Source organism: Microbacterium resistens, from assembly GCF_031456305.1.
In the GTDB taxonomy this organism is placed as follows: Bacteria; Actinomycetota; Actinomycetes; order Actinomycetales; family Microbacteriaceae; genus Microbacterium; species Microbacterium resistens_A.
In genome coordinates, this window is the sequence record NZ_JAVDUM010000002.1 from 177,735 (window position 1) to 196,387 (window position 18,653).

16 protein-coding genes are annotated in these 18,653 nt (G+C 70.0%); 12 read left to right on the forward strand and 4 right to left on the reverse strand.

What is annotated here, in order from left to right; translation table 11 throughout:
* Positions 1–25 precede the first annotated feature (25 nt).
* The 9 genes from rpsB to J2Y69_RS02950 all read left to right on the forward strand — a co-directional run bounded on the left by rpsB (position 26) and on the right by J2Y69_RS02950 (position 6,708).
* On the forward strand, positions 26–958 hold the full coding sequence (gene rpsB / locus J2Y69_RS02910) for a 30S ribosomal protein S2 (RefSeq protein WP_310017363.1): 933 nt from the start codon (positions 26–28) through the stop codon (positions 956–958).
* A gap of 52 nt (positions 959–1,010) precedes the next feature.
* Positions 1,011–1,838 carry a translation elongation factor Ts gene (gene tsf, locus J2Y69_RS02915; RefSeq protein ID WP_310017365.1) on the forward strand — a complete coding sequence of 276 codons (828 nt, stop codon included), beginning with the start codon at positions 1,011–1,013 and terminating at the stop codon, positions 1,836–1,838.
* A gap of 102 nt (positions 1,839–1,940) precedes the next feature.
* Positions 1,941–2,657, forward strand: a complete 717-nt coding sequence (gene pyrH / locus J2Y69_RS02920; protein ID WP_310017367.1) for a UMP kinase — start codon at positions 1,941–1,943, stop codon at positions 2,655–2,657.
* 91 nt (positions 2,658–2,748) lie between these two features.
* The gene (frr, locus tag J2Y69_RS02925; RefSeq protein ID WP_310017370.1) at positions 2,749–3,303 is read left to right on the forward strand and encodes a ribosome recycling factor; all 555 of its coding nucleotides are present in this window, start codon (positions 2,749–2,751) and stop codon (positions 3,301–3,303) included.
* A 7-nt stretch (positions 3,304–3,310) separates the two neighbouring features.
* Positions 3,311–4,315 carry a phosphatidate cytidylyltransferase gene (locus J2Y69_RS02930; RefSeq protein ID WP_310017372.1) on the forward strand — a complete coding sequence of 335 codons (1,005 nt, stop codon included), beginning with the start codon at positions 3,311–3,313 and terminating at the stop codon, positions 4,313–4,315.
* Positions 4,316–4,330: 15 nt separating this feature from the next.
* Positions 4,331–4,906 (forward strand): DivIVA domain-containing protein, encoded by a 576-nt coding sequence (locus tag J2Y69_RS02935; RefSeq protein ID WP_310017374.1) that lies wholly within the window; start codon positions 4,331–4,333, stop codon positions 4,904–4,906.
* Between the two features lie 86 nt (positions 4,907–4,992).
* Positions 4,993–5,694, forward strand: a complete 702-nt coding sequence (locus J2Y69_RS02940; protein ID WP_310017376.1) for an aggregation-promoting factor C-terminal-like domain-containing protein — start codon at positions 4,993–4,995, stop codon at positions 5,692–5,694.
* 14 nt (positions 5,695–5,708) lie between these two features.
* Positions 5,709–5,993 (forward strand): hypothetical protein, encoded by a 285-nt coding sequence (locus J2Y69_RS02945; protein ID WP_310017377.1) that lies wholly within the window; start codon positions 5,709–5,711, stop codon positions 5,991–5,993.
* Position 5,994: 1 nt separating this feature from the next.
* A complete protein-coding gene (locus J2Y69_RS02950; RefSeq protein WP_310017379.1) occupies positions 5,995–6,708 on the forward strand; it encodes an alpha/beta hydrolase in 714 nt (237 codons plus the stop codon).
* 141 nt (positions 6,709–6,849) lie between these two features.
* Here J2Y69_RS02950 and J2Y69_RS02955 read toward each other — a convergent pair whose 3' ends face one another.
* The gene (locus J2Y69_RS02955) at positions 6,850–7,914 is read right to left on the reverse strand and encodes an AI-2E family transporter (RefSeq protein ID WP_310017382.1); all 1,065 of its coding nucleotides are present in this window, start codon (positions 7,912–7,914) and stop codon (positions 6,850–6,852) included.
* A gap of 155 nt (positions 7,915–8,069) precedes the next feature.
* Between J2Y69_RS02955 and J2Y69_RS02960 the strand changes: the two genes are divergently transcribed.
* Positions 8,070–9,956 (forward strand): glycosyl transferase, encoded by a 1,887-nt coding sequence (locus J2Y69_RS02960; protein WP_310017384.1) that lies wholly within the window; start codon positions 8,070–8,072, stop codon positions 9,954–9,956.
* Positions 9,953–10,897: a tetratricopeptide repeat protein gene (locus J2Y69_RS02965; RefSeq protein WP_310017386.1), complete on the forward strand. Its 945-nt coding sequence runs from the start codon at positions 9,953–9,955 to the stop codon at positions 10,895–10,897. Before J2Y69_RS02960 ends, J2Y69_RS02965 begins: the two co-directional genes overlap by 4 nt.
* Positions 10,898–10,939: 42 nt before the next feature.
* Here J2Y69_RS02965 and glgB read toward each other — a convergent pair whose 3' ends face one another.
* The 3 genes from glgB to glgX form a co-directional block, all read right to left on the reverse strand.
* Positions 10,940–13,132 (reverse strand): 1,4-alpha-glucan branching protein GlgB, encoded by a 2,193-nt coding sequence (glgB, locus tag J2Y69_RS02970; RefSeq protein ID WP_310017388.1) that lies wholly within the window; start codon positions 13,130–13,132, stop codon positions 10,940–10,942.
* Entirely contained in the window at positions 13,129–15,222 is a 2,094-nt protein-coding gene (locus J2Y69_RS02975) for an alpha-1,4-glucan--maltose-1-phosphate maltosyltransferase (protein ID WP_396653025.1), read from the reverse strand. Before J2Y69_RS02975 ends, glgB begins: the two co-directional genes overlap by 4 nt.
* A 67-nt stretch (positions 15,223–15,289) precedes the next feature.
* Positions 15,290–17,392, reverse strand: coding sequence for a glycogen debranching protein GlgX (glgX, locus tag J2Y69_RS02980; protein ID WP_310017390.1), 2,103 nt, complete (start codon positions 17,390–17,392; stop codon positions 15,290–15,292).
* A gap of 62 nt (positions 17,393–17,454) precedes the next feature.
* Here glgX and J2Y69_RS02985 point away from each other — a divergent pair, with 62 nt between their 5' ends.
* Positions 17,455–18,651, forward strand: coding sequence for a cysteine desulfurase family protein (locus J2Y69_RS02985; RefSeq protein WP_310017392.1), 1,197 nt, complete (start codon positions 17,455–17,457; stop codon positions 18,649–18,651).
* The last annotated feature ends 2 nt before the right edge of the window (positions 18,652–18,653 follow it).

Sequence of the window (18,653 nt, forward strand, 5' to 3'; positions counted from 1 at the left end):
AGCGCCAGAAAACAGGAGAACGACCATGGCCGTCGTCACCATCCGCCAGCTGCTCGACAGCGGCGTCCACTTCGGACACCAGACCCGTCGCTGGAACCCGAAGGTGAAGCGCTTCATCCTCACGGAGCGCAGCGGGATCCACATCATCGACCTGCAGCAGTCGCTGGCCTACATCGACCGCGCCTACGACTTCGTCAAGGAGACGGTCGCCCACGGCGGCACCATCCTCTTCGTCGGCACCAAGAAGCAGGCGCAGGAGATCCTCGCCGAGCAGGCGACGCGCGTCGGACAGCCCTACGTCAACCAGCGCTGGCTCGGCGGTCTGCTCACGAACTTCTCGACGGTGTCCAAGCGACTCGCCCGCATGAAGGAGCTCGAGGAGCTCGACTACGACGACCCGGCATCGAGCGGCTTCACCAAGAAGGAGCTCCTGCTCAAGAAGCGCGAGCTGGACAAGCTGCACAAGTCCCTCGGCGGAATCCGCAACCTCACCAAGACGCCCTCGGCCCTCTGGGTCGTCGACGCCAAGCGTGAGCACCTCGCGATCGACGAGGCCAAGAAGCTCGGCATCCCGGTGATCGGCATCCTCGACACGAACGCGGACCCGGACGACTTCCAGTACCCGATCCCCGGCAACGACGACGCGATCCGCTCCGTCTCGCTGCTCACGCGCATCATCGCGGACGCTGCGGCCGAGGGCCTCCAGCAGAAGCACAACCCCGAGGGTGACGCCGAGCCGCTGGCCGCGTGGGAGCAGGAGCTGCTCGAGCAGCCGGCCGCCGCCGAGGAGGCCGCCCCGGTCGCCGAGGCTGCTGCGGAGGAGGCTCCGGCCGCCGAGGTCGTTGCCGCCGAGGAGGCCCCGGCTGCCGAGGCCGCTCCGGTCGCTGACGAGGCGCCTGTCGCCGACGCACCGGTCGCGGAGGAGGCTCCGGCCGCCGACGCTCCGGCCGCCGAGTGATCACCGACTGACCGCGAACACGAACGACATACGAAGCAAGGAGCCAGGACACATGGCCAACTTCACCATCGCCGACATCAAGGCGCTGCGTGAGCAGCTCGGAACCGGAATGGTCGACACCAAGAAGGCTCTCGAAGAGGCCGGCGGCGACGTCGCGAAGGCGACCGAGATCCTTCGCCTCAAGGGTGCCAAGGGGAACGCGAAGCGCGCCGACCGCTCCACCAGCGAGGGTCTCGTCGTCGCCCGCGAGCACGGCGGCTCGGTCACTCTGATCGAGCTCGCCTGCGAGACCGACTTCGTCGCGAAGAACGACCGCTTCATCGCCCTCGCAGAGAAGGTGGCCGACGTCGCCGCCGACGTCTCGGCGAGCACGGTCGAGGAGGCGCTTGCCGCGTCCGCCGGTGAGCAGACCGTCGAGCAGCTGATCTCGGACGAGGCGGCGATCATCGGCGAGAAGGTCGAGCTGCGTCGGGTCCGCACCATCTCGGGTGAGAAGACCGAGGTCTACCTGCACCGCACGAGCAAGGACCTGCCGCCGCAGATCGGCGTCGTCGTCGCCTACACGGGAGACGACGCGGAGACCGCGCGCAGCATCGCCCAGCACATCTCGTTCGCCAACCCCTCGTACCTCGCTCGCGAGGACGTGCCGGCGGCCGATGTGGAGAAGGAGCGCGAGATCGTCACCGAGATCTCCCGCAACGAGGGCAAGCCCGAGGCCGCCCTGCCGAAGATCGTCGAGGGCCGTGTGACGGCCTTCTTCAAGCAGGTCGCCCTGCTCGAGCAGGACTACGCCAAGGACAACAAGCTGTCCGTCGGCCAGGTCGCAAAGGACGCCGGAATCACGGTGACCGACTTCGCCCGATTCAAGGTCGGCGCGTAGCACCACGGAAGGGGTTCGGATCAACAGATCCGAACCCCTTCTTCATGCCCGCTTCACGGGGGAGCGCAGGGTATTTTGATCTCGGACGAGAGGAAGAAATCCATGACGGAGAGAACCGGACGCAGGCGCGTCGTCCTGAAACTGTCGGGCGAGGCGTTCGGCGGTGGGCAGCTCGGGGTGAACCCCGACATCGTCAGCCAGATCGCTCGTGAGATCGCGGCCGCGACCGATGAGGTCGAGATCGCCGTCGTCGTCGGCGGGGGGAACTTCTTCCGCGGCGCCGAGCTCAGCCAGCGCGGGATGGACCGCGGTCGAGCGGACTACATGGGCATGCTCGGCACGGTGATGAACGCGCTCGCACTCCAGGACTTCCTGGAGCAGGCGGGAGCCGCGACCCGTGTGCAGTCGGCCATCGCCATGACGCAGGTCGCCGAGCCCTACATTCCGCTGCGGGCGGAGCGGCACATGGAGAAGGGGCGCGTCGTCGTCTTCGGCGCGGGCGCCGGCCTTCCCTACTTCTCGACCGACACCGTGGCCGCTCAGCGCGCGCTCGAGATCGGGGCGACCGAGGTCCTGGTGGCCAAGAACGGCGTCGACGCGATCTACACGGCCGATCCGAACAAGGACGCCACCGCCACCCGCATCGATCAGGTGACCTATCGCGAGGCGCTGCAGCGCGGCCTGAAGGTCGTCGACTCCACCGCGTTCAGCCTCTGCATGGACAACGGGATGGACATGCGCGTGTTCGGCATGGAGCCGGCGGGCAACATCACCCGGGCGCTCCGGGGCGAGGCGATCGGAACCCGCGTCTCGGCATGACAGAGGCGGGCACGGGGGCCCCGTCGCTCGCACGGGATCCCCGGGCCCGCCCGGCTAGACTGAGAAGAACACCCTGACGAATGGAGCAACCGTGATCGCGGACGTCCTCGCCGACACCACATCCCGTATGCAGCGCGCCGTCGAGGCTGCCAAGGAGGACTTCAGCACGGTGCGGACCGGACGGGCCAACCCGCAGCTCTTCCAGAAGCTGCTCGTGGACTACTACGGCACGCCGACGCCCCTCGCGCAGCTCGCCTCGCTCGCGAACCCCGAGGCCCGCTCGCTCCTGGTCACGCCCTACGACAAGTCGGCGCTGAAGGCCATCGAGCAGGCGATCCGCGACATGCCGAACCTCGGTGCGAACCCGACGAACGACGGCAACCTCATCCGGATCACGATGCCGGAGCTCACCGCCGAGCGCCGCAAGGAGTACGTCAAGCTCGTGAAGTCCAAGGGCGAGGACGCCAAGGTGCACGTCCGCGGTATCCGCCGCAAGGCCAAGGACGAGCTGGACGGTCTCAAGAGCGAGCTCGGCGAGGACGAGATCTCCCGTGGCGAGAAGGAGCTGGACGCCCTCACGCGTCAGCACGTCGACCTCATCGACGACGCTGTGAAGCGTAAAGAGGCCGAGCTCCTCGAGGTGTGAGGTCGGGATGACACCGGATCCGGGGGAGCAGGAAGGCCCGCCTCGATCGCCGTCGCGGCCCGCCGATCAGCTGCATGCCCAGTGGCAGGCGAAGAAGGCGGAGATCGGCACGCACGTCTCGCATGCGCGTGACCAGCTGGACCAGGCCAATGAGCGGATCAAGGAGCGTACGGGGCGCGACCTCGTCCTCGCGATCCTGATGGGTCTGCTCATCGGCGCCGTGCTGCTCGCGTCGTTGCTCTTCGTGAAGTGGGCGTTCGTCATCTTCGCCGGCGCCGGCGTGTTGCTGGCGATCGGCGAGCTCACCATCGCCCTGCGCACCGGAGGACGCCGCGTCGATCTCTGGCCGCAGCTCGTCGCCGGCACCGCGCTGGTCGTGACCGGCTACTTCGCGGAGCCCTGGCTCTGCTGGATCATGCTGTTCGTCGCGGTCGCGGCGGTCGTGGTCTGGCGACTGGTCTCGCAGATGATCGTCCGCGACGAGCGCACCTACGGCGACGTCCTCACCGATGCCGTGGCGAGCGGGTTCATCCAGATCTACGTCCCCTTCCTCGCGGCGACCGCTCTCATGCTCCTGCGGGAGCCAAGCGGCGAGTGGTGGGTGCTGGCCTTCATCGGGGTCGTCGTCGCCGCCGACACCGCCGCGTACGCGTCCGGCCTGCTCTTCGGCCGCGGGGGTCGGCATCCGATGGCGCCCAGGGTCAGCCCGAAGAAGACGTGGGAGGGCTTCGCGGGCGCCGTGACGGCCTCGCTCGCCGCCGGCGTGCTGTTCGGCATCTTCGCCCTGGACATTCCCTGGTGGGCAGGTCTCCTGTTCGGCGCCGCGCTCGTCGCGTCGGCCACCATCGGCGACCTCGGCGAGTCGCTGCTGAAGCGCGATCTCGGCATCAAGGACATGAGCTCCTGGCTGCCGGGTCACGGCGGACTGCTGGACCGCCTGGACAGTATCCTGCCCTCGGCGGTCGTCGCGCTCGGCCTGTTCCACCTCCTCAGCCCCTTGTCCGTCTCCTGATCCCTTGGCGGTACCGTGACGTTCTCAGATTCAGCGACCGACTCCGCGGCCCGGACGCATTTCCCTCTCGCGAAGGGGAAGGAGAAGGGATATCAGCGTGCGGCCGTCGATGTCTTCCTGACCCGCGCCAAGGACGCGTTCGAGACGGATCCGCCCACTCTGGACTCCGCCTCGATCCGTGCGGCGTCGTTCCCGGTCGTCCGGGGCGGCTACCAGATCGCGGACGTGGACGCCGCTCTCGCCCGCGTGGAGGACGCCTTCGCCCAGCGGGAGCGCACGACGGCGCTGTCCCAGCGGGGGGCACGGGCCTGGGTGCGGAGGGCGAGGACGGACGCGCAGGTGATTCTGGATCATCTCGGACGCCCGCAAGGACGTCGTTTCGCCCGCACGGGACTCCTGACCTTCGGGTACCGCATCGATGAGGTGGACCACGTCGCCGACCGCATCGTCCGGTATCTGCGCGACGGCGACGCCCTGTCCGCGGAGCAGGTGCGGCAGGCGGCCTTCCGGATGCAGCGCCGCGGATACCGCGAGGAGCAGGTGGACGCGCTGCTGGACTCCACGATCGAGGTGCTGCTCGCCGTCCGATGACGGAACCTCGGGCACTCCGTGTGTTCCCATGGTGGATTCAGAAAGCCCTCGCTAGACTAGTGCGCATTGTGACTCCCGATAACGATTTGGTTTCGACCGCCGCTGCCCGAGCGGACGCCGTCAAGGACACAGCCCGTTCCTCCCGCTCCGCGTCCGGTGCATCGCACTGGACGCGTCGTCGCGGCTTCTCGGCGATCTTCGCCGGCGTCGCCGTCGTGGGATTCTCTGCGGCGATCCTCGCGCCGGCCGGCCTCGCGATGGCGACGCCCGCACCGGTGGCGGCCGCTCAGACGACGTACTCGCTCGCGGCGAAGGACGCGCAGAACATCACCGTGACCGTGCAGGGCGCGCAGGCGACGCCCATGAGCCGCGACGGCTTCGAGGTCTACGTCACGCCGACCCCCACGCCCACACCGACGCCGACGCAGGCCCCCGCTCCCGCCTCCACGGGCGAGGATTCCTCAGGGGAGAGCTCCGGCGGCGGCTCCGGGCCGGTCCAGTACACCGGTGGAGGCGATTCCTCTACATGGCTGGCCGCTGCGGGCATCGATCCCGCCGACTGGGGATACGTCGACTACATCGTCAGCCGCGAGAGCGGCTGGAACCCGAACGCCGTGAACTCGGGCTCGGGCGCGAGCGGACTCGTCCAGGCGCTGCCGTGCAGCAAGGTCCCCGGAAACTGCTTCGATCCGGTGGACAACCTGCGCTGGGCCAACGGCTATGCCGTGGGCCGCTACGGCAGCTGGGCCGCCGCGCAGTCGTTCTGGTCGAACAACCACTGGTGGTGACCAGCCTCTAGGCCATGCCCCGCTCGCACCGACGACGTCCGGAACGATCGAACGACGATTCCTTGGACCGCCTCATCGCAGGCTGGAAGCGCACTGAGATGCGCGGCGGCGGTGAATGGTACGTGCAGCCGGTCTCGGCCGCGCAGGCGCAGAAGGAGTACGTCTGTCCCGGGTGCTCCGGGACGGTTCTCCGCGGAACGGCGCACCTCGTCGTCTGGCGGGCGGACGGGGTGCTCGGCGATGCGGCCGACCTCGCCGCGCGACGGCATTGGCACAACGGATGCTGGAGGAAGGGCTGAGATGGAGATTCGCGGACCGCGGGAGCTTCCCGCGCGGCGGGAGGACATCGAGCTGCGCACCGAGGACGGGCTGACGCTCGTCGGCGAGCTGGCGATGCCGTTGGAGCACGCGCCGGTGGCAACCCTCGTGACTCTCCACCCGCTGCCCACGGCGGGCGGGTTCATGGATTCCCACATCATCCGCAAGGCCGCGGGGCGTCTTCCGGCGCTGGCCGATCTCGCGGTGCTCCGATTCAACACCCGCGGGACGACCTCCCCTCGGGGCACGAGCGACGGCGCCTTCGACGGCGGCGTCGCGGAGCGGCACGATCTCGATGCCGCGATGGACTTCGTGCACGAGCGTGGGCTGCCCCGGCCCTGGCTGGTCGGCTGGTCCTTCGGGACGGAGCTCGCCCTCAAGTACGGCAGGGAGCACGACGTGGAAGGCGTGATCCTCCTCTCCCCGCCCCTGCATCGGGCGACCGAGGGTGAGGTCGCGGCCTGGGCCGACGACCCGCGTCGGGTGATCGCGCTGATCCCGGAGTTCGACGACTATCTCCGCCCCGACGCGGCGAAGGAGCGGTTCGCGTCGATCCCGCACGCCACCATCATCCCGGTGGACGGCGGCAAGCACCTCTGGGTGGGGGAGAACCAGACCAGGCGTGTGCTGACCGAGATCGTCGCGGCGGTCAACCCCGAGGCACTGCCGTTGCCGACGGAGTGGCCCGCCGGCTGACTGTCGCGCTTCCCCCGCCTTCGGCCGTTCCCGTCGCGATATGTGCCGCGAGAAGCCGCTCCGGACGGCAGATTTCGCGACCGGAACGGTCGTGGAAGGGCGGGGCAACGCTGCGACGGGGCGGTGGGCCCGGACGTCGGGTCAGCGCTCGTTCATGCGCGGGATCAGCACCTGGCGGTAGATGATCAGGATGCTCGCCGCGACCGGGATCGCGATGAGCGCCCCCAGGAGTCCGAGCAGGGCGCCTCCGGCCAGGGCCGCGATGACGACCACGCCTCCTGGCACCGAGACCGCCCGGTTCATCACCCGCGGCGAGATCACGTATGCCTCGATCTGCATGTAGATCAGGTAGTAGATCGCCGCGACGATCGCGGTCGTCGGATAGGGGAGTCCGCCGAGCCCGGGGATGAGGCAGATCAGCACGATGATCGACGAGCCGGTCAGGGTCCCCACAAGCGGGATGAGCGAGAAGAAGAACGCGATGACGGCCAGCACCACGGGGAAGGGGGCGCGGATGATGGAGAGGAAGATCGCGCTCAGGACCCCGTTGATCACGCCCATGGTCACCTGGCCCATGACGTAATAGCCGACCGAGGCGGTGATCTGCTCGGCGAGGTCGATGAACCGCGCTCGCTTGGAGGCGGGGGCAAGCTGGTAGACGGCGCCCTTGAGGGAGGGGATCGCAGCGGTGAAATAGATCGTCAGGATGAGGACGATGAAGGCGCCGAAGAGCCCTCCCACGATCGCCGTGCCGACCGCGACCACGCTCTCCGTGATCGAGCTCCAGTTCTCGCCGAGCCACTTCTGGGCATTGCTGACGACCTCGTCGAGGAATGACGGCTGCAGGCCGGGGAAGACGGAGAGGATCCAGTCCTTGACGTCGCCGATGTAGGTGCTCTGGAGGAAGTACGTGATCTGCCGCACCAGCTGGCTGATCTGGTCGATGAGGACCGGGAGCACCATCAGCACGATCCCGGCGAAGATCCCGAGAACGCCGAGGATCGAGATGAGAACGGCAGCCCATCGGGGGAGGCGGTGCCTGGTGAGGAAGGCGATCGCGGGATCCAGGCCGAGGCTGAGGAAGAGCGCCGTGCCCACATAGAGCAGGATCGTCGAGAGCGACTGGACGCTCTCGATCAAGAGCAGGCCCAGACCGACACCGAGCGTCGCCACCAGCGCGGTGCGGAACGGATTGTGGATCTTCATACGGCTCCCTCGGACTCGTCCGACAGCGTAGCCTTGCAGAGGAGCCTGTCGGGGGAGCGACGCCCGCGCCTGGCATCCTTTCAGGTCGTTTCGCTAGTCTGAAACGTCGAGCGAGATCCACGGCACGAGTCCGTGGATCGCGGAGGAGTCTTTTCGTGCGATTTGTATGGGCCGTCCTGGCCTTCGTGCTGGCCGCGGTCCTGATCGGGACCGGCATCGCCCAGCGGACCATCTTCCTCGGACCCAAGGAAGTCAAGGCCGAGCTGAGCGTCGATCAGCAGCAGCGCTACACCATGATCGACGGCGACGTGCTGCGCTCCCACCCGGGGGAGCAGACGCTCGTCGCCCGGGGCGATGGCCCGATCCTCGCGGCACAGGCCCGCACCGCGGACCTCGAGGCCTGGCTCTCCGACGTGTCGTACAACCACGTGTCGCTCGACAAGTCGGGCAAGCCCGTCAGCGAGGTCGTCGAGCCGAAGGCCGACGCCGCGGCGAGTTCGTCCAGCTCCAGCTCCTCCAGCTCCAGTGCGACGGATCAGGCGGAGGCCGTGCGCAACCCCGCCGCGTCCGACCTGTGGCTGGAGACGGTGAACGATGAGAACGCCCTGATCGACCGGATGCAGCTGCCGGAGGGCGTGAGCGTCCTCGTCGCCTCGGACGGCAGCGCTCCGGCCCCGAAGGACGTCGTCCTGTCCTGGCCGCTGGACACCGCGACCCCGTGGGCCGGCCCGCTGATGGTCGCCGGAGGCGCGTTCATGCTTCTCGGCCTCGTGCTGTACGTCCTCGCGGTGCTGCATTCCCGCCGTGGCCGCGGTCCCCGTCGGAAGGGCCCGCCGCCGATGCCCCCGACCGAGCCGGTCGACGTCGCCCGCCGGCGCACTGGTGCGATCGAGGTCGGCTCTGTGTCCGAGGGCGCGCGGCAGGGGACAACGCCCCCGGAGCCGCCGGCCCGTGCCGAGCGCTCCGCGTCCTCGCGCCCCCGCGGTCGTGGACTGCTCGTGGTCCCCGCCATCGGCCTCTCCGCGATCCTGCTGACCGGCTGCTCGCCCGACGCCTGGCCGCAGCCCGATGCCAGCCCGACGGCGAGTCCGTCTCCCACCGCGACGCCTGATGCGAACCAGCAGGCCCCGGCGATGACCGAGGCCCAGGCGGCTCGCGTCCTGGAGAACGTCTCGAAGACCCTCGCGCAGGCCGACGAGACGCGGGACTCGACCCTCGCCGGGACGCGCCTGTCCGGCTCGGCGCTGGCCGAGCGCACGACCGCCTACGCGGTCCGCGGGACGGTGCCCGACTTCGCGCTCCCGCCGGTCATCCCCGCCGACAAGATCCAGATCCTCGTGCCGCAGGCATATGACGCGTGGCCGAGGACGACGCTCATGCTCGTCCAGCACGGCAGCGACGACACGGTGCCTCCGCTGATCCTCACCATGTCCCAGCAGGATCCCTGGGCGGACTACAAGGTCGACTACCTCTCGGAGATGCAGGCATCGGCCAAGCTTCCCGACATGGCGCCGGCCTGGCTGGGCGCGAAGCTCGCGCCGCCGGACTCGCCGTTCCTCGCGGTGACCCCCGACAAGCTCGCCACCGAGTTCGCGGATGTCATCGACAACGCCGAGAAGAGCGCGTCCTACGCGAAGTTCGACAAGACCGCTGTGGAGTTCGCGGCCACCATCCAGGCGAGCCGCGCAGACCTCGTGCAGAAGCTGGGTGCCAGCGGCGCGTCGACCACGTCGTCGATGTCCTTCGACGCGGTCCCGGGCGATGACGCGCCCGTCGCCGTGTCCTCGATCACGAGCGGTGCGGTCGTTGCCGTCACGCTCAAGGACGTGCAGGCCGTCGCCCCGACGCAGGCCGGCGTCGACATCCGTCTGACGAACAACCCGTCGGCCAAGGCGCTCACCGGCGTCGAGTCGTCGGCGAAGGGCTTCACGACGACCTACGGGATGCAGCTGTTCTTCTCCGTCCCCGGGCAGGACTCCAAGGAACCCATCACCCTTCTCGCCGCCACCCAGCGGCTCCTCTCCGTGGAGGTCATCCCGTGAGCGACATCTCTCCCGCAGCGCTTCGTGGCGCCGTCGATCTCTCCTCGCTGCGCAACCGTCCCGCGGCGGCTCCGGCCGGTGCGCAGCCGTCAGGAGCGCAGTCGGCCGGCGGGCAGGGTGCGGCGAACCTCATCGTCGATGTGACCGACGCGACCTTCGGCAGCATCCTGGAGCTCTCCAAGACCGTTCCCGTGGTCATGGACCTCTGGGCGGAGTGGTGCGGCCCCTGCAAGCAGCTGAGCCCCATCCTCGAGCGTGTCGTCCTGGAGCTCGCCGGACGCGTCGTGCTCGCCAAGGTGGACGTCGATGCCAACCCGCAGCTCGCCCAGGGCTTCGGCGCGCAGTCGATCCCGCTGGTCGTCGCGCTGATCGGCGGGCAGCCGGTGCCGCTCTTCACCGGGGCGGTGCCGGAGGCAGAGGTACGCCAGGTCTTCGACAAGCTCCTCGAGGTCGCCGCGCAGAACGGCGTGACCGGGGTCGTGCCCGTCGACGGCGCCGAGCCGCCGGCTGAGGCGGAGGAGAAGCCGCTCCCGCCGCTGCACCAGGCGGCCTACGACGCGATCGAGACGGGCGACTTCGCCGCCGCGATCACGGCGTACCAGAAGGCGCTCGCGGAGAACCCCCGCGATGAGGACGCCCGGTCCGGTCTCGGCCAGGTGCGCCTGCTGCACCGCACCCAGGGACTCGACCTGAACGCCGTGCGCGAGGCCGCGGCAGCGGCTCCTCGCGATGTGGATGCCCAGTTCGCGGTCGCGGACCTGGACGTCGCCGGCGGGCATGTCGACGACGCCTTCGACCGCCTGCTGACGCTGTTCGCCGAGACGGAGGACGCCGAGCGCGTTCGCGTGCGCGAGCGCCTCGTCGAGCTGTTCGCGCTGGTCGGCGACGCGGATCCGCGGGTCGTCGTCGCGCGCAAGCGCCTCGCATCCCTGCTGTTCTGACCGTCCTCCTCCGCGGGTTCCGACGGTCCTGCGCAGACGGCCTCAGCCGCGCGTCGCCGTGGGGATGTGCGGGTCGCGCTGATAGCGCAGCCACAGCGTCGACAACGCAGGAAGCGTGACGATCGCCCGGGGGGAGCCGTCGTCACGCTCGTTCGCGTAGACCATGCCGAGGTTGCCCGCACCGTGTCCGCCGTGCTCGGCGGCGTCGGTGTTCAGCACCTCGTTCCAGGCGCCCGCGAGCGGGAGATCGAGGGCGACCCCTGTTCGCGTGACGCCGGCGAAGTTGCTGATGACCGCGAGATGGCCGCCGTGCGCGTCCCTCCGGATGAAGGCGACGACACTCGGGTCCCAGTCGGGCGCCCCGATCCGCGTGAAGGACGAGCCGTCGCCGTCGCGCTCCCAGAGCGGGGCGTTGCCGCGATAGGTCCGGTTCAGGGAACCGACGAAGGACTGGAGCTGGGCGTGCGAGGGCTGGTCGAGGAGCCACCAGTCCAGGCCGCGGGACTCCGTCCATTCCGCGAGCTGGCCGAACTCCTGCCCCATGAACAGCAGGTTCTTGCCGGGATGCCCCCACATGTACGCCAGGTACGCCCGGACGTTCGCGAGCTTCTGGGCGTGGTCGCCCGGCATCTTCGCGAGGAGGCTGCCCTTGCCGTGCACGACCTCGTCGTGGCTGATCGGGAGCAGGTAGTTCTCGCCGAACGCGTAGACGAAGGAGAAGGTCATCTCCCCCTGGTGGTGCCCGCGGTACATGGGATCCCGCTGGATGTACTCCAGGGAGTCGTTCATCCAGCCCATGTTCCATTTGAAGCCGAACCCGAGCCCGGCATGATCCGTGGGCGCGGTGACCCCGGGGAAGCTCGTCGACTCCTCGGCGATCATGAGGATTCCGGGGTGCCGTCGGTATGCGGTGGCGTTGACCTCCTGGAGGAACCGGATCGCCTCCAGGTTCTCCCGGCCGCCGTGGACGTTCGGCTCCCACTCGCCGTCGCGTCGCGAGTAGTCGAGATAGAGCATCGAGGCCACCGCGTCGACGCGAAGCCCGTCGACGTGGAACTCCTCCAGCCAGTACAGGGCGTTGGCGACGAGAAAGTTCCGCACCTCGGCGCGGCCGTAGTCGAAGATCAGGGTGCCCCAGTCCTGGTGCTCGCCGCGGCGCGGGTCGGGGTGCTCGTAGACCGTCTCGCCGTCGAAGCGGGCCAGGGCGAACGCGTCCTTCGGGAAATGGCCGGGGACCCAGTCGAGGATCACGCCGATCCCGGCCTGATGCAGCCGGTCGACGAGGTGACGAAGGTCGTCCGGCTCGCCGAAGCGATGGGTCGGCGCGTAGTACCCCGTGACCTGGTACCCCCAGGACCCGCCGAACGGGTGCTCGGCGACCGGCATGAGCTCGACATGGGTGAATCCGGTCGCCGTGACGTGGGCGATGAGCTCGTCGGCGAGCTCGCGGTACCCGAGTCCCGGCTTCCACGAGCCGAGGTGCACCTCGTAGACCGAGAGCGGCTGCGCGACGGCATGGGTTGCCGCGCGCCGCGTCATCCAGGCGCCGTCCTGCCATCGGTAGGAAGAGCGCGTGACGACCGACGCGGTCGCCGGAGGGGTCTCGGCCAGCTGCGCCATCGGATCCGCCTTGAGGATCCACTCACCGGCCCGCGTGAGGATCTCGTACTTGTAGCGTGCGCCGACCTCGACCTCCGGGATGAAGAGCTCCCAGACGCCGCTGGCGCCCATCGAGCGCATGGCGTGCAGCCGCCCGTCCCAGCCGTTGTGGTCTCCGACGACGCGCACGGCCCTGGCGTTCGGCGCCCAGACGGCGAACGCGACCCCGGCGTCGCCGTCGTGGATCAGCGGATGCGCCCCGAGCGCCTCCCACAGGCGCTCGTGGCGGCCCTCGCCGATGAGGTGCAGATCCAGCTCGCCGACCGTCGGCTCATGCCGGTAGGGGTCGGACGAGATCCAGTCCGGGGCGTTCTCGTAGGTCGCCGCGACGCGATACGGCCCTGGGGCGCCTCGGACCGAGCCTTCCCACACGCCCTCGGCAGCATGGGTCAGGGGCACGGATCCGCCATCGGAGAGGAGGACGGTGACGGTCTCGGCGAGCGGGCGGAGGACGCGGATCGTCGTCGAACGGCGTCCCTCGTCGTCGACCTCCGGATGGGCGCCGAGGATGGAATGCGGGTCGTGATGCGTTCCCGCGCTCACGGACTCCAGGACGACGGGTTCGACGGTGATCATGATCCCTGCTCCCTCACTCTCAGGATGTGGACCGGCTCGGTGAACGCATCGAGTCGCACGAAGGCGTGGTCCGTCCACGGCCAGACCGCACCGGTGAGCAGATCCTCGACCTCGAAGGCCTCGCCGGGCTCAACGCCCCACTCGCGCGTGTCGAGGTGGACCGTGGTCTGGCGCACCGAGTGCGGGTCGACGTTGACGACGACGATGAGGGTGTCCGGCGCCCCCGTCCCGGTGAAGGCCGCGTCGAGATGCTTGGAGTAGACCAGGATCGCGTCGTCGTCGCTCCAGTGCACGCGCAGGTTGCGCAGCTGCCGGAGAGCGGGGTGCGCACGGCGGATCTCGTTGAGGCGCCGCAGGTACGGGGCGAGGGAGTCTCCCGCGGCCTCAGCGGCATCCCAGTCCCGGAGCTTGTACTCGTACTTCTCGTTGTCGATGTTCTCCTCGGAGCCCGGCCTCGCGACGTTCTCGTAGAGCTCGTAGCCGGCGTAGACGCCGTAGGAGGCGGCGGCGGTCGCCGCGATCGCGGCACGGATCCGATAGGCGGAGCGCCCGCCGAACTGCAGGTACTCCGTGAGGATGTCGGGGGTGTTCACGAAGAGGTTGGGACGGAGGTAGTCGGCGGTCTCCTGCGTGACGGAGGTGAGGAACTCCTCGAGCTCCGCCTTCGTGTTCCGCCAGGTGAAGTAGGTGTAGCTCTGCTGGAAGCCGACGGCGGCAAGGCCCCGCAGGGGCGCGGGGCGCGTGAACGCCTCGGCGAGGAAGACCACGTCCGGGTCCTGCGCGTTCACGGTGCGGATGAGCCATTCCCAGAAGCGCAGGGGCTTGGTGTGGGGGTTGTCGACGCGGAAGATGCGGACGCCCTGTGCGATCCAGTGCTCGACGACCCGCAGCACCTCGGCGGCGAGCCCCGCCGGATCGTCGTCGAAGTTCAGCGGATAGATGTCCTGGTACTTCTTCGGCGGGTTCTCCGCGTAGGCGATCGTCCCGTCTGGGAGCGTCGTGAACCACTCCGGGTGGGCGGCGACCCACGGATGGTCGGGGGCCGCCTGCAAGGCGAGGTCGAGGGCGACCTCGATCCCGAGGCCGCCTGCCCGCTCCACGAAGGCGCGGAAGTCGGCGAGGGTGCCGAGATCGGGATGGACGGCGTCGTGCCCGCCCTCGGCCGCGCCGACCGCCCACGGGGATCCCGGGTCGCCCTGGGCGGTCACGAGCGTGTTGTTCGGCCCCTTGCGATGCGTGCGCCCGATGGGATGGATCGGTGGGAGGTAGAGCACGTCGAAGCCCATCCCGGCGATGGCGGGCAGACGCTCGGCCGCGGTGCGGAAGGTGCCGCCGGCGATCGAGCCGTCCGCCCGGCGCACGGCCCCCTCCGACCGTGGGAAGAACTCGTACCAGGCGCCGACGCCCGCCCTGGTGCGCTCGACGAGCAGCGTCTGCCAGGCGGTGGCGGAGTCGAGGGCGGTGAGCGGGCGCTCGCGGAAGGCTCGGGCGAGCGTGTCGTCTTGGAGCAGGGCGAGCGCTGCGTCCGCCGCCTCGGGGGTGTCGTGGGGCGCGGCGAGGACGTTCGCGTCGGCCTTCAGCCGCGCGCGCTCCGGGGCAGGACGTCCCGCGTCGGCGGCGGCGCGGGACAGGAGGCCCGCACCGAGCATCCGCATGACCGGCACATCGACGCCCGCGCGGATCTTCAGCTCCGCGGCGTGCGCCCAGGTGGCGAACTCGTCCGCGAAGGCCTCGAATCGGAAGGACCAGCGTCCCCGGGCATCCAGTGCGATCGACGTCTCCCAGCCGTCCGTGCCGTCCTCGACCGGAGCCAGCCGGTGCAGCGACTCGACGCCGTCGGGGGAGCGGAGGCGCAGGTGCACGCCGATCAGATCATGCCCCTCGCGGAATGCGATGACCCGGAACGGGACGACCTCGCCCTCGAACGCCTTCGGGGAGAATCCGCCGGGCGCGGTCGGTCGCGGATCCGAGAGCGGGATGCGCGTCGTCAGGGCCTCTGTATCGGGCTGCGGCGGCGCGGGTCGCAGGGGGATCTGCGCCGGGCTCCGGAGGATGTCGGGCGTGGGACGGGTAACGGATCGAGCGGCCACACCCTGAACCTACCGTTCCCCGGGTCGTGCGGATAGCAGACGCGTCAGCGGATCCTCGCGGGGTGTCTCATTCCGCGCGGAACAGGCGCATCGACGTGCCGGGGAGCGCGATCACGTCGCCGGGCGCGTGCAGGGTCTCCACCCCGCTCGGGCGCTCGTCGGCGCTGGACCAGAGCGAGACGTAGCGGGTGACGCCGGGGGCCGCGGGGAGCCGCACGTCGATCGCGCTCTCCGTGCCGTGCACCATCAGCAGCACCCGGTTCGGGGTCTCCTCGGCCTCGGCCGCGGCGACGTACTGCAGCGTTCGGTTCGCGGCATCCGTCCAGCGGTCGATCGACATCGACGCGCCGTTCTGGTCGTACCAGTACATCTCGCTCGCGCCGGGGGTCTCCTCGCCGAGCCGGGCGTAGCGGGTCGGCCGCAGCGCCGGGTTCTCCTTGCGCAGGCGGATGAGGGTCGAGACGTGGTCGCGGAGCGAGAGCTGCCAGTCCTCGTGCTCCCAGGCGAGCCAGGTGAGCGGCGAGTCATGGCAGTACGCGTTGTTGTTGCCGTCCTGGCTGCGGCCGGTCTCGTCTCCGGCGGTCAGCATGGGCACGCCCGCGGAGAGGAGCAGCGTTCCGAGCAGGTTCCGCATGGCCTTGCGCCGGGTGGCCTCGATGACCGGATCGGTCGTCGGGCCCTCCGCGCCGTGGTTGAACGCGCGGTTCATCTCGGCGCCGTCGCGGTTGTCCTCGCCGTTGGACTCGTTGTGCTTGACGTTGTAGGACACCAGGTCGCGCAGCGTGAAGCCGTCGTGCGCGGTGACGAAGTTGACGCTCGCGAGCGGGCCGCGCTCCTGGGAGAACGTGTTGGAGGAGCCGGAGAGACGTGTCGCGAAACCGCCGATGCCGACCGGGGCGCTGGCGGCGCGTCGCGCGTAGTCGATGTCGCTCAGCCAGAAGTTGCGCACACGGTCGCGGTACCGGTCGTTCCATTCGTGCCAGCCGGGCTCGAAGTTCCCGGTCTGCCATCCGCCCATGCCGGTGTCCCAGGGCTCGGCGATGAGCTTGACGTCGGCGAGGGCGGGGTCGGTGCGGATCGCCTGGAGGAGCGGATGCCCCGGCGCGAAGGTGTGGGAGGAGTCCCGGCCGAGGGCCGCGGCGAGGTCGAAGCGGAAGCCGTCGATCTGCAGCTCCTGCGCCCAGTAGCGCAACGAGTCCAGCACGAGCCGTCCCGCCGCGTCGACCGAGGTGTTCAGGGTGTTCCCGCAGCCGGTGGTGTCGATGTAGGAGGAGCCGTCCGGCTGCTGCCGGTAGTAGCGGGCGTTGTCGATGCCCCGAAGGCTCGTCCGAGGGCCGTCGGGCCCGCCCTCGGAGGTGTGATTGTAGACGACGTCCAGGATGACCTCGATGCCCGCGGCGTGCAGGAGCTTGACCATGCCCTTGAACTCCCGGAGGACGGCCTCCGGACCGCTCCGGCGGGCCTCCGTCGTGGCGTACGGCGCGTGCGGTGCGAAGAAGTTCAGGGTGTTGTACCCCCAGTAGTTCGCCCTGCCCCGCTGCTGGAGCCAGGGCTCGGAGACGAACGCGTGCACGGGCAGCAGCTCGACGGCGGTGATGCCCAGCGAGTGGAAGTGCTCGATCATCGAGGGATGGGCGAGCCCCGCATACGTGCCGTGCAGGGCCGGCGGCATGTCGGGGTGGCGCTTGGTGAGGCCCTTGACGTGCCCCTCGTAGATCACCGTGTCCGCGAGGGGCGTCCCCGGCTTCTCGACGCCTCCCCAGTCGAACGTCCCGTCGACGACGACCGAACGCCAGTCGTCCGTCCCGCCCGCGCGCACGAGGCCTCGCGAGTACGGCTCGATGAGGGCGGCGCTGGGGTCGAAGGAGTTGCCGCCGCCCTGGGGCCCGGTGACGCGGATCGCGTATCGCGCGCCCACGGAGAGCTGGGGCGTCGTGATCTCCCAGACCCCTTCGCCGACCGGCGCGAGCGGGAGGTCGGCGATGGCCCAGTCCACGTCCGCGCTGTCGAAGATCACCAGCTGGATCGCCGTCGCGTTCACGGACCAGACGCGGAGCGTCCCGACGCCGTCCCGGACGCGGACGCCCAGATCGTCGTAGGCCGGGCTGCACAACGAGCACGCCTTGTCGGCGACCTGGTCGATGGACAGGGCGGTGGCGTGCGGGCACATGGGAGACAGCCTATGCGCGGATCGGGGTGCCCGGCTGCCGCGCACGGTGGGAGAGTGGGGAGGTGCACTATCTCGATCACGCCGCGACGACCCCGCTCCGCGACGAGGCGGCCCGCGAATGGCTGCGCGCGGCGGCCGTCGTCGGCAACGCCTCCTCGACGCACGGTGCCGGACAGCGGGCGAGGCGTCTGCTGGAGGAGTCCAGGGAGCGCCTCGCCGCCGTCCTCGACGCCGAGCCGATCGAGGTGGTCTTCACCTCCGGGGGCACCGAGTCCGTGAACCTCGCCCTGCAGGGGCTCTGGCGCGCGCGGTCCGAGCCGACCACGGCCGTGGTGATCCCCGACGGCGAGCACCACGCGACTCTCGACACCGTCGCCGCGCTCGCGGGCGAAGGGGCAGGGATGGTCTCCGTCCCGCTCGACTCGCATGGGCGGATCGACGCGGCCGTCTTCGAGGACGCGGTTGCGAACCCCGCAACGGCGTTGGCGACCGCCCTCGTCGCGAACAACGAGGTCGGGACGGTGAACGACGCCGCCCGCCTGGCCCGAGCGGCGGCGGGCGCCGGTGTGCCGCTGCACCTGGACGCGGTCTCGGCACTCGGACATCTCCCGGTGCGGTTCGGCGCGCTGAGGGGGGATGCTCCCGTCGGTGCGGGCCTCGTCGCGATGAGCCTTGCCGGTCACAAGATCGGCGCCCCGGCCGGGACGGGGGCGCTGGTGGTATCCCGGACGGCGCGGATGACCGCGATCCTGCACGGCGGGGGACAGCAGCGGGGCCTTCGTGCCGGCACGCAGGACGTGGCCGGCGCCGCCGCGCTCGCGCTCGCCGCGGAGCTTGCCGAGTGCGAGCGCATCGAGGAGTCACGACGACTCGGAGAGCTGCGGGACGAGCTCGTGAGGGGGATCCTCGCCGCGGTCCCCGACGCTGAGCTGCTCGGAGATCCGGATCCGGGCGGACGCCTTCCGGGAAACGCCCATCTGCTCTTCCCCGGCGCCCCCAGCGAGAGCATGCTGTTCCTCCTCGACCAGTCCGGGATCTCCGCATCCGCCGGCTCCGCGTGCCAGGCGGGCGTCGCGGAGCCCTCGCACGTCGTCCAGGCGCTCGGGCGGAGCGAGGCGGAGGCCCGCTGCGTGATCCGCTTCACGCTCGGGCGGACCTCGGGGTCCGAGGACGTCCTGGCCGTCCTGTCGCTCATCGGCGACGTCTACGCCAGGGCGTCGGGCGGCACGCTCGGTGCCCGTCCAGCAGAGCGCTCCTAGAC

Excerpts from the sequence above, each read along its gene's own strand:
- glgX (WP_310017390.1), bottom strand. The coding sequence starts at position 17,392 with ATGTGCCCGCACGCCACCGCCCTGTCCATCGACCAGGTCGCCGACAAG.
- tsf (WP_310017365.1), top strand. The coding sequence starts at position 1,011 with ATGGCCAACTTCACCATCGCCGACATCAAGGCGCTGCGTGAGCAGCTC.
- rpsB (WP_310017363.1), top strand. The coding sequence starts at position 26 with ATGGCCGTCGTCACCATCCGCCAGCTGCTCGACAGCGGCGTCCACTTC.
- J2Y69_RS02930 (WP_310017372.1), top strand. The coding sequence starts at position 3,311 with ATGACACCGGATCCGGGGGAGCAGGAAGGCCCGCCTCGATCGCCGTCG.
- pyrH (WP_310017367.1), top strand. The coding sequence starts at position 1,941 with ATGACGGAGAGAACCGGACGCAGGCGCGTCGTCCTGAAACTGTCGGGC.
- J2Y69_RS02955 (WP_310017382.1), bottom strand. The coding sequence starts at position 7,914 with ATGAAGATCCACAATCCGTTCCGCACCGCGCTGGTGGCGACGCTCGGT.
- J2Y69_RS02950 (WP_310017379.1), top strand. The coding sequence starts at position 5,995 with ATGGAGATTCGCGGACCGCGGGAGCTTCCCGCGCGGCGGGAGGACATC.
- J2Y69_RS02945 (WP_310017377.1), top strand. The coding sequence starts at position 5,709 with ATGCCCCGCTCGCACCGACGACGTCCGGAACGATCGAACGACGATTCC.
- glgB (WP_310017388.1), bottom strand. The coding sequence starts at position 13,132 with ATGATCACCGTCGAACCCGTCGTCCTGGAGTCCGTGAGCGCGGGAACG.